Annotated in this window: 9 protein-coding genes; 4 read left to right on the plus strand and 5 right to left on the minus strand. The window is 50.5% G+C overall.

The annotated features are described in order from the left end of the window. Nucleotides 1-23: 23 nt before the first annotated feature. The 5 genes from ABUL11_RS09995 to recA all read right to left on the minus strand — a co-directional run bounded on the left by ABUL11_RS09995 (nt 24) and on the right by recA (nt 5,845). Nucleotides 24-644 carry a Smr/MutS family protein gene (locus tag ABUL11_RS09995; RefSeq protein ID WP_350283711.1) on the minus strand — a complete coding sequence of 207 codons (621 nt, stop codon included), beginning with the start codon at nt 642-644 and terminating at the stop codon, nt 24-26. A gap of 5 nt (nt 645-649) precedes the next feature. Beyond that, complete coding sequence (gene trxB, locus ABUL11_RS10000) at nt 650-1,603, minus strand: thioredoxin-disulfide reductase (RefSeq protein ID WP_350283712.1); 954 nt, start codon at nt 1,601-1,603, stop codon at nt 650-652. A 116-nt stretch (nt 1,604-1,719) separates the two neighbouring features. Next, nucleotides 1,720-4,311, minus strand: a complete 2,592-nt coding sequence (gene alaS, locus ABUL11_RS10005) for an alanine--tRNA ligase (RefSeq protein ID WP_350283713.1) — start codon at nt 4,309-4,311, stop codon at nt 1,720-1,722. Between the two features lie 59 nt (nt 4,312-4,370). Continuing rightward, the gene (gene recX / locus ABUL11_RS10010; protein WP_350283714.1) at nt 4,371-4,811 is read right to left on the minus strand and encodes a recombination regulator RecX; all 441 of its coding nucleotides are present in this window, start codon (nt 4,809-4,811) and stop codon (nt 4,371-4,373) included. 2 nt (nt 4,812-4,813) lie between these two features. Further along, the gene (recA, locus tag ABUL11_RS10015) at nt 4,814-5,845 is read right to left on the minus strand and encodes a recombinase RecA (protein WP_350283715.1); all 1,032 of its coding nucleotides are present in this window, start codon (nt 5,843-5,845) and stop codon (nt 4,814-4,816) included. 265 nt (nt 5,846-6,110) lie between these two features. Here recA and adk point away from each other — a divergent pair, with 265 nt between their 5' ends. The 4 genes from adk (at nt 6,111) to ABUL11_RS10035 (ending at nt 11,192) form a co-directional block, all read left to right on the plus strand. Then, nucleotides 6,111-6,773, plus strand: a complete 663-nt coding sequence (gene adk / locus ABUL11_RS10020; RefSeq protein ID WP_350283719.1) for an adenylate kinase — start codon at nt 6,111-6,113, stop codon at nt 6,771-6,773. 63 nt (nt 6,774-6,836) lie between these two features. Next, a complete protein-coding gene (locus tag ABUL11_RS10025; protein WP_350283716.1) occupies nt 6,837-8,096 on the plus strand; it encodes a 6-phosphofructokinase in 1,260 nt (419 codons plus the stop codon). A 140-nt stretch (nt 8,097-8,236) separates the two neighbouring features. Beyond that, entirely contained in the window at nt 8,237-10,294 is a 2,058-nt protein-coding gene (locus ABUL11_RS10030; RefSeq protein WP_350283717.1) for a sodium-translocating pyrophosphatase, read from the plus strand. Between the two features lie 166 nt (nt 10,295-10,460). After that, nucleotides 10,461-11,192 (plus strand): DUF3750 domain-containing protein, encoded by a 732-nt coding sequence (locus ABUL11_RS10035; RefSeq protein ID WP_350283718.1) that lies wholly within the window; start codon nt 10,461-10,463, stop codon nt 11,190-11,192. Nucleotides 11,193-11,268 lie beyond the last annotated feature (76 nt).

Here is an 11,268-nt window from a genome sequence, read left to right on the forward strand (position 1 = left end):
CTGACCAGAGTCAATAGCTTGGCTCAACCCTGAGGGCTTATCCCGAACTCAGGTTTATTAGCATTTTTTAGAAGAATCAGCATAGCACCACTTCCTCCATGCTCAGGCAATGCCTGACAAAAAGCGAGCACGTCGCTATGTTGCATAAGCCAGTTTCCTGTCAGGATTTTTAGTACCGGTTTGCGGTTCCTTGAACTGAGTCCTCTGCCGTGGATGACACGCACACAACGTAATCTCCGCAGGATACCTTTATTCAGAAATATCACCAGTACCCGACGCGCCTCATCCCGGTTAAAACCATGCAAATCAAGTTCATCCTGAACAGGCCAGTTCCCGCGTCGCAATTTCCGCAAGGTATATCGCTGCAAACCCGGACGAGCAAATGACCATTCTTCATTTTCTTCCACATCCTGCCGCCAGCTATCAGTAAGAATATCCTGAATATCCGATGAAGCTGATACACTTCTTGGTCGAGGAAATGATTGATGCTTGGAATATGCGCAAATAATCTTCCTGGTCCCGGCAAGCGGCCTGACATCTCGCATAGCCTCACGGAACAAAGCGGTATCATCATCGCCGATGATTTCTTCAGATGAAGATTTATCGTCCGACTCCATCTGTAAACATGGGTACGATAAATCCATGATATTCAGACGGACTGTTCCAGATACCGTTCTGCATCCAGAGCAGCCATACAACCGCTACCCGCGCTGGTGATTGCCTGACGGTAAATATGATCCTGTACATCGCCGGCCGCAAATATGCCAGGAATGCTGGTCGCTGTTGCGTTTCCCTCATTACCGCCTTGTGTAACAATGTAGCCGTTTTTCATTTCCAATTGCCCCTGAAACAGATCGGTATTGGGGTGATGCCCAATGGCAATGAATACACCCTGTAACTCCAGATCACGTGTCGTATCGTTGCGGACATGGCGGATACGGATTCCGGTGACACCGCTGTCATCACCTTTTACTTCTTCCAGAACATGATCCAGTGCCAACTCGATCTTGCCGCTTTTCACCTTTTCCATCAGCTTATCGATCATGATTTTTTCTGAACGAAACTTGTCACGCCGATGCACCACCGTCACCTTACGAGCAATATTAGAGAGATACAACGCTTCCTCCACTGCGGTATTACCTCCACCAATCACTGCAACATCCTGATTTTTGTAGAAGAAACCATCACACGTCGCACAGGCCGAAACACCTTTCCCCATAAAGGCTTCTTCAGAGGGTAGCCCGAGATATTTTGCAGAAGCACCGGTTGCAATGATCAGAGCATCACAGGTGTAGACTCCCTGATCACCGATCAGCTCAAACGGTTTCTCTGACAGATTGGTGGTATGAATATGGTCGAATATAACCTCGGTCTGGAAACGCTCAGCATGTTTCAGGAAACGCTCCATCAGCTCCGGTCCCTGCACACCAGCAACATCAGCCGGCCAGTTATCCACATCGGTCGTCGTTGTAAGCTGCCCGCCTTGCGCCATTCCGGTAATCAGCACCGGATTGAGATTGGCACGCGCCGCATAAATGGCCGCTGTATAGCCGGCAGGGCCGGATCCGAGAATAAGTAATTTGCAATGTCTGGTTGTCGTCATAATTGAATAAAGTTATTAGAATAAATTCTCAGAAATGGCCAATGCTGACAGTACTTTACAGCCCAGGAAAATTGCTGGCTGTTGCCATCATTTTTTTTAAAACATTCCCGTACGGATCAAAGATTTTGTTCCACCCAGCCCGGTACACTGGCCAAAGCTTGTGGCAGCTTCTCTGGTAGCGTACCACCTGCCTGCGCCATATCGGCACGCCCACCGCCTTTCCCGCCCACCTGTTGCGCAACGAAGTTGATCAGATCACCGGCCTTGAGTTTTACTGTCAGATCATCCGTCACACCGGCAATGAGTATCACTTTACCCCCCTCGATCGTCCCGAGTACGACGACACAAGATTTCAACTGATTCTTGAAATTATCCAGTGTTTCACGCAGCGTTCTGACATTGACATTTTCCAGCGCTGTCGCCAGCACCCGGACTCCCTTGATTTCCTGTGCCTGTTCAATCAGGGAAGTGCTTTGTATGCCGGCAAGTTTCGATCGTAAAGTGGCGATCTCCTTCTCCATTTGCCGGACATTGTCCAGTATCTGGGAAAGCTTCTGCGCTGCTTCCTGCGGTGCTGCTTTGAGGACATCGGCAACCTGCTGCAACTGCTGCTCCTGTTGCTGCGTATAAGCCAGTGCTGCATCACCCGTCAGCGCCTCTATCCGGCGGATACCTGCCGCCACACCGGATTCGGCAACGATCCGGAAGAAACCGATATCTCCGCTATGGCCTACATGAGTGCCTCCACATAATTCAGTCGAAAAATCACCCATTGCCACAACGCGCACCGTATCGCTATATTTTTCACCAAATAATGCCATGGCCCCCTGCTTAACAGCGTCATCATAGGCCATCAATTGCGTCGCGACTTCATGATTCTTACGTATTTGTGCATTAACCAGATTTTCAACCTGACGTATCTCATTCTCTTGCATGACGTTGTTATGCGAGAAATCGAAGCGTAACCTGCTGGCATCCACCAGTGATCCTTTTTGGGTGACATGATTACCCAATACCTGGCGCAATGCAGCGTGCAGCAAATGTGTCGCAGAATGATTGTAAGCAGTATTGGTTCGTGCAATCTGATCGACTCTGGCAATCACCCGATCCCCCACCGCTATCCGGCCACTGCTCAGCACGCCATTGTGGCCGAATACCCCGGCCTGTATTTTCTGGGTATCGCTTACGGTAAATGTGCCATTCCCTGACAGCAGTTCTCCGCTGTCACCCGCCTGTCCACCCGATTCTGCGTAAAAAGGGGTTCGGTCGAGTACGACCACGGCTTCGTCACCGGCTTCTACAAAATCTACACGACTGCCCTGTTTGTATAACGCCAGAATCTGCGCCTCACGCTGCAACGTAGCATAGCCATGAAACTCGGTTGGCTGTCCGGTATATTCAAGGCCTGTCTGCATGGTAAATTTGCCACGGGCACGGGCGCGATCCCGCTGTTTTGCCATACACGCCTCAAATCCGGCCATATCGATCACGATACCTCGCTCCCGGGCAATATCCGCTGTCAGGTCAACTGGGAAACCAAAGGTATCGTACAGGCGAAAAACGACTTCCCCCGAAAGCGTCTCGTTTCCACGGCATAGTGCTGTCTCCAGCACTTCCATGCCATTTTCCAGTGTTTCGGCAAAACGCTCCTCTTCCTGCTTGATGACGCCAGCCACATGCTTCCTGGCCCGCGTCAATTCGGGATAGGCCTGTCCCATGACGTCAACCAGATTATCCACCAGCAGATAAAAGAATGGCTGCTTCTGCCCCAACCGATATCCATGGCGAATGGCACGACGCAGAATACGCCGCAACACATAACCTCGACCCTCATTACCGGGAATGACGCCATCGGTAATCAGAAAAGCACAGGCACGGATATGATCCGCTATGACCTTAAGTGAGTTGTTTGACAGATCTCCCGAACCAGTCACTCTGGCTGCAGCCTCGATCAGACTGCGAAACAGATCGATTTCATAGTTGCTGTGCACCTGCTGCATGACTGCTGCGATACGTTCCAGTCCCATACCGGTATCCACCGAGGGTTTAGGCAGTGGATGCAATTCGCCATTGGTATCACGGTTGTACTGCATGAACACCAGATTCCAGATTTCGATGTAACGGTCACCCTCTGCCTTCTCTGATCCGGGCGGGCCACCTGCCACAGCAGGCCCGTGATCATAGAAAATTTCTGAACAGGGGCCGCAAGGACCTGTCTCTCCCATCTGCCAGAAATTATCCGATGTCGCAATGCGAACCAGTCGAGAGGGATCGATCCCTATTTCGCTGAGCCAGATATCCGCCGCTTCATCATCCTCTGCATACACGGTTGCCCACAACTTATCTCTGGGAATGCCGAGCGAGCCAGTCAAAAACTCCCAGGCAAACAAAATGGCATTGCGTTTGAAATAATCTCCGAAACTGAAATTACCCAGCATTTCGAAAAAAGTATGGTGCCGCGCGGTATAGCCCACATTTTCCAGATCATTATGTTTACCGCCGGCACGTACACAGCGCTGCGAACTGACAGCCCGAACATAGGGCCGTTTATCCTGGCCCAGAAACACATCCTTGAACTGCACCATACCCGCGTTGGTAAACAGCAAAGTGGGATCATTCCCCGGCACCAGCGGACTGGATGGCACGATGACATGGCCGCGCGCCTCGAAAAACTCAAGAAATTTCTGTCTGATTTCACTACTTTTCATATCAGCACCTTGTGCAACCGTTATGCGGTACAAACCCGTCCAATGTAAAACCTCATCATTCAATTTTCTGCTTCACGGGCATCAGACAAAACTTTGCTTATCGCTTTGGAAGAAAAACCTTTCCCTGCCAGGTAACGGATCTGCTTCCCCCGTTCTTCCGATGTAGATGGAGCAACGCCAAATTTTTTGCACCACAGCGCGTGCGCACTGGAAAATTCCGTCTGCTCGAACTCTCCCAAAGCAGCTTCAATCAGATGATCGGCAATTCCCTTCATCTGCAGCTCGTAGCGTATCCGCTTGCTTCCATATTTGCGACCGCGCGTGGATAGAATCTGCTCGACTGCTCTTTCATCGGATAGCAGTTTCTGCTGTTCAAGCCTGTCGAGAACACTTTTCAGCTCATCGGACGATTGCACGTGACAGGACAATTTCTTTTCCAGCTCATGCCGTGAATATTCCCGTCGGGCAAGACATTTCAGTGCGCGCGCATACAAGCTCATCCTTATTCACCGGAAGAAGGCGGGGCACTCCGGCTGTCTGTCTCTGCAAGTCCGACGGCAGCACGTATTTTCTGCTCAACCTCGCGTGCAATGTTCTTGCGCTCCTTCAGATAATCGCGCACATTATCCTTGCCCTGCCCTATTTTTTCACCATTATAGGAATACCAAGCCCCCGCTTTCTCGATCAATTTGTGCAATACACCCAGTTCGATGATCTCGCTTTCACGTGAGATACCCTCGCCATATAAAATATCAAAATCCGCTTGCTTGAAAGGTGGAGCAACTTTGTTTTTAACAATCTTGACCCGGGTTTCGTTTCCGACTATTTCCTCACCACGCTTGATCGAGCCGGTACGGCGGATATCCAGACGTACAGAAGCATAAAATTTCAGCGCATTTCCTCCTGTAGTCGTCTCGGGATTACCGAACATCACTCCGATCTTCATGCGTATCTGGTTGATGAAAATCACCATGGTATTGGTACGCTTGATATTGGCCGTCAGCTTGCGCAAAGCCTGAGACATGAGCCTCGCCTGCAACCCCATCTGCGGCTCACCCATTTCTCCTTCGATTTCAGCGCGAGGTGTCAGCGCCGCCACCGAGTCGACCACCACCACATCGACCGATCCGGATCGAACCAGCATATCGGTGATTTCCAGTGCCTGTTCACCGTTATCCGGCTGAGAAATCAGCAATTCCTGAACATTGACGCCGATTTTCTGAGCATACTGCGGATCCAGCGCATGTTCCGCATCGATAAAGGCCGCTGTTCCGCCAAGTTTCTGCATTTCGGCTATGACTTGCAGCGTCAGGGTAGTTTTACCCGAAGATTCCGGTCCGTAAATCTCGACGATGCGCCCGCGCGGAAGTCCACCCACACCCAGTGCAATATCCAGACCCAGTGAACCTGTGGATACCACCTGAATATCTTTTGCCACATCACTATCACCAAGCCGCATGATCGAGCCCTTGCCGTACTGCTTCTCAATCTGGGCAAGTGCCGCTGAAAGTGCCTTATTTTTGTTTTCGTCCATGATTATTCCCGAAAAAAGCAGATCGAAATTATCGCATATTCGATCTGTAAAAACGTCATCCAGCTTCCGTGGTTAATCGATACGCTAAAATCCCAAAAACTTCAAGCTGCCAGTCTGCCTGAGATATAATCGGCAGCAAACTATATATAAAGAAAAGGGTGTCGGTCTGCCGGACCGGCCGCTTGCAATGGCTTTTCACAGACTATCTGCAGCACACACCACTTTGGGATATCCACCATCCCTGATAACACTCAAGGAGGCTGACATTCGTATCATCTTACTAGGCGCACCAGGAGCAGGCAAAGGCACGCAGGCAAATTTTATCCGTGAACGTTTTTCCATTCCTCAGATTTCTACCGGCGATATTCTCCGTAATGCTGTAAAAGCAGGGACAGAACTGGGTATGATGGCAAAAAAAATCATGGAATCCGGCGGTCTGGTACCAGACGAAATCATCATCGATCTGGTGCGTAAGCGGATTGAAGAACCTGATTGTGCCAACGGTTTTCTGTTCGATGGCTTCCCCCGCACTATTCCCCAGGCCGATGCGCTCAGAACGGCCAACGTACATATAGATCATGTCATCGAGATCGACGTGCCCGATGCCGAAATCATAAAGCGTTTGTCCGGGCGTCGTGTACATCCGCCATCAGGCCGGATTTACCATATCGAGTTCAACCCGCCGGCAGTTGCGGACCGGGATGATGTTACCGGCGAAGCATTGGTTCTACGTGAGGATGACCGGGAAGAAACCGTACGCAAGCGTCTGCAGGTCTATCATGAACAAACCCGGCCATTGATTGGATATTACTCCGAATGGGCGAGCAGTGACGATCCCAGTGCGCCGGATTACATCAAAATTGCAGGAACCGGCAACGTAGAAGCCATACAGGAAAATATTATCGTAGCACTCACACAAACAAAATGAGTGCATCCCGGATACCGTTACCCGGCTCTTGAAAAACAGATTTTGATCAACCAGGAGTGGAAAATGGCAATAAAAAATGCGTTCTATGCTCAATCTGGCGGTGTAACTGCTGTAATCAATGCTTCGGCAGCAGGTTTACTGGAAACGGCACGAGCACATTCCGATAAAATCGGAAAAGTCTATGCCGGGCGTAATGGCATCATCGGAGCGCTGACCGAAGATCTGATCGATACCAGCGCAGAATCCACTGAAGCAATCCGGGCACTGCGCCATACGCCATCCGGTGCTTTTGGCTCCTGTCGCTACAAACTGAAAAGTTTGGAAGATAACCGGCGCGAATACGAGCGGCTGATCGAAGTATTCAAGGCCCATGATATTGGCTATTTCTTCTATAACGGCGGTGGTGATTCGGCCGATACCTGCCTGAAGGTCTCGCAACTTGCCGGCACGCTTGGGTATCCGATCCAGGCGATTCATGTACCCAAGACGGTTGATAATGATCTGCCTGTCACTGATTGTTGCCCGGGGTTTGGCTCGGTTGCAAAATATATCGCTGTTTCCATGTTGGAAGCCAGTTTTGACGTGGCCAGCATGGCCAAAACTTCAACCAAAGTATTCATCCTGGAAGTAATGGGCCGCCATGCAGGATGGATCGCGGCTGCAGGTGGACTGGCTTCCAGTAAAGATCACGAGGTTCCGATCATCATCCTGTTCCCGGAAGTTACTTTTGATCAGGAGAAATTTCTGGCCAAAACGGATCGTTACGTCAAAGAGTACGGCTATTGTACGGTTGTGGTATCAGAAGGCGTAAAAGGTGCCGATGGCAAATTTCTGTCCGATCAGGGACTGCGTGATGCCTTCGGACACGCACAACTGGGCGGAGTGGCACCGGTAATCGCAAATATCGTCAAAAATGGTTTAGGGCTGAAATATCACTGGGGGGTGGCTGATTATCTGCAGCGTGCAGCACGACATATTGCTTCCGGCACAGATGTGGAGCAAGCCTATGCCATGGGTAAAGCAGCAGTGGAATACGCGATTGCCGGGCATAATTCCGTCATGCCGACCATCGAACGCATCTCCAGTTCACCTTATGCCTGGGAAACCGGCATGGCCGAGCTTTCCAAAGTGGCAAATGTGGAAAAGATGATGCCCGAGGACTTCATCAGTAAAGATGGTTTCGGCATTACCGACAAATGTCGCGAATACCTCAACCCGCTGATCGAGGGAGAAGACTATCCGCCGTATAAAAACGGGCTGCCTGATTACGTCAGGCTGAAAAATGTCGCAGTAACTAAGAAGCTGACGGAGTTCAAAATTTAATCTGTTTTGTTTTTTGGCAGCAAGAGCATATAAAATATGCGTTTAGGCTGTTCATGACTTTGATTGTGGATTGATTGCGGGGCCGTCAGGCCTGGCTCCGTATATATATTAGGGTGGTCTGATTTTAACTGGAGTTCTTTATGGCAAACGGTTTAACGATTGCAATCTGCAGCGCGATACTTGCCCTGATTTTTAGTGGCCTGTGGATTCGGCGTATTTACGCACAATCTGCGGGTGATTCACGTATGCAGGAAATTGCAGCCGCCGTACAGGAAGGTGCGTCGGCCTATCTCAAACGACAATATCTGACAATCGGCATGGTGGGTACAGTTTTATTCGTCATCATCGGCCTGGCACTTTCCTGGAACACAGCCATCGGTTTTGCTCTGGGTGCAATACTCTCCGGTCTGGCCGGTTTCATGGGCATGAACGTTTCAGTCCAGTCCAACGTACGAACAGCCGAAGCCGCACGCAGCGGTCTGAATGAAGCATTGGCCATTGCCTTTCGTGGTGGTGCCGTGACCGGAATGCTGGTCGTTGGACTCGGATTGCTTGGTGTGGCAGGTTACACTGCGCTGCTTGTCAGTGGCGCGGATGAAACCAGCAGCATCAGTGACCTCATCCACCCGCTGATCGGCTTTGCCTTTGGTGGTTCATTGATTTCGATTTTCGCACGGCTGGGTGGCGGTATTTTTACCAAAGGTGCAGACGTTGGTGCCGACCTGGTGGGTAAAGTCGAAGCCGGAATCCCTGAAGATGATCCACGCAATCCCGCAGTCATTGCAGACAATGTAGGCGACAACGTAGGTGATTGCGCAGGAATGGCAGCTGATCTGTTCGAAACCTACGCGGTCACGATCATTGCCACTATGCTGCTGGGTGCCCTGCTGTTCAAAACCGGTACCGGCGATGCAGCCGTTTACCCGCTCGCACTGGGTGCAGCCTCTATCGTTGCTTCAATCATCGGCTGCTATTTCGTCAAAATGCGTGAAGGCGGCAAAATCATGAACGCCCTGTATCGCGGACTGGCCGTTGCCGGTGGAATCGCTTTCTTCGCTTACCTGCCTATCACTGTATGGTTCATGGGGGGAGCAACCCTGACGCTCGATGGCACCGAAGTGGGTGGTGGTGAACTGATCATGCGTCTGTTTGCCAGCACAACCATCGGTCTGGTTCTCACCGGCCTCATGGTCGTCATCACCGAATACTATACTTCTACCGAATATCCACCGGTACAGCATATCGCCAATGCTTCCACTACCGGACATGCCACCAATATCATCGCTGGCCTGGGTGTAGGAATGCGTGCAACTGCAGCACCTGTACTGGCAGTATGTGCAAGTATCATCGTCGCTTACTCACTTGCCGGTCTTTATGGAATAGCGATCGCAGCTACTGCGATGTTATCCATGACCGGAATTATCGTTGCACTGGATGCCTATGGTCCGATCACTGACAACGCCGGTGGTATCGCTGAAATGGCGGGCATGCCCGAATCCGTACGTGCCGTTACTGACCCGCTGGATGCCGTAGGCAACACGACCAAGGCTGTCACCAAAGGTTACGCTATCGGATCGGCCGGTCTGGCTGCCCTGGTTCTGTTCGCCGACTATACCCATGGTCTCGAACATGCCAACAAATTGCTGACTTTTGACTTATCCAATCATCTGGTAATCATCGGGCTGTTCATCGGCGGGATGGTACCTTTCCTGTTTGGTGCAATGTCGATGGAAGCAGTCGGCCGCGCAGCGGGTTCCGTTGTCCTTGAAGTTCGCAGGCAGTTCAAGGAAATTCCAGGAATCATGGATGGCTCCCGCAAACCTGATTATTCCCGTGCAGTCGATATGTTGACCAAAGCTGCAATTCGGGAAATGATCGTTCCATCTCTGCTGCCCGTATTGATTCCGGTACTGGTTGGCGTTTTCCTTGGTCCACAAGCTTTGGGGGGCGTACTGATGGGTTCAATCGTCACAGGCCTGTTCATTGCAATCTCCATGACTGCTGGTGGTGGTGCGTGGGACAATGCAAAGAAATACATTGAAGATGGCAACTACGGTGGTAAAGGCAGCGATGCCCATAAGGCTGCCGTAACAGGCGACACAGTTGGCGATCCCTACAAGGATACTGCCGGCCCTGCCATTAACCCGTTAATCAAAATTATCAATATCGTAGCGTTACTGATCATCCCACTGTTGTAACCAGGGAGACAGGTGCCATTGCTAAAAAAAGCCCGCCAAATTTGGTGGGCTTTTTTACACACCCAACTATTAATTGGATTTCCCCAATCGGGTGAAGAAATTGGGCAATACACGATTACCTTATCCCAGCGAATAACCTAATACCAGAATCTATTTTGGACGAGTGATGTCTGTCAAAAATATTGGCAATTACGCAATTGTTCTTGTACTTATCGCTACTGTGGCGAGCTGTAATTTCGGAAGCTCTGACTGGAGAACGGCGAGTCGTGCACGGACGGGGCTTGCGCCCGATCCGGCTGAAACACCAGAAGCGGTTATTCAAGTATATGCTGCACGTGCCTACAGCTGGCGGGGAATTTTTGGTGTACACACGTGGTTTGCTGTTAAACCCTCTCACGCCGAATCATTTACAGTGTACGAAGTCGCTGGATGGTATGCTCGCTGGGGTGGTTCCGTTGTTGCAATTCATGAACAGGCCCCAGACAAACGCTGGTTTGGTAATGCACCAATGCTGCTCGCGGAAAAACGAGGAGAAGGTGTGGATGAACTTATCAAACGTATCGACAAAGCAGTACAAACTTATCCTTATTCAAAAGAGTATACGATCTGGCCAGGTCCAAATTCGAATACGTTTACCGCATGGTTATCTCGAGCCGTACCGGAAATCGGTCTGGATCTGCCACCGACAGCCATCGGCAAAGATTATCTGGGAAACAGCATAACAGCCACGGCGCCAAGCGGCAGTGGCTGGCAACTGTCTGTACTCGGTCTGTTCGGAGTTATCGTCAGTGATGTAGAAGGTTTTGAAATCAACATTCTTGGATTGACTTTCGGGATCAAGCCGGATCCATTTGCCATCAAATTACCCTTGATCGGACAAATTGATTTGTCCGTATGATGAATGAATCACCAAAACTGACCTACCGTCAGCAGACATTTATCGATCAATGCGCCGATGACATTGACACGACCTC

The organism is Nitrosomonas sp. (assembly GCF_040256045.1).
Lineage (GTDB): Bacteria > Pseudomonadota > Gammaproteobacteria > Burkholderiales > Nitrosomonadaceae > Nitrosomonas.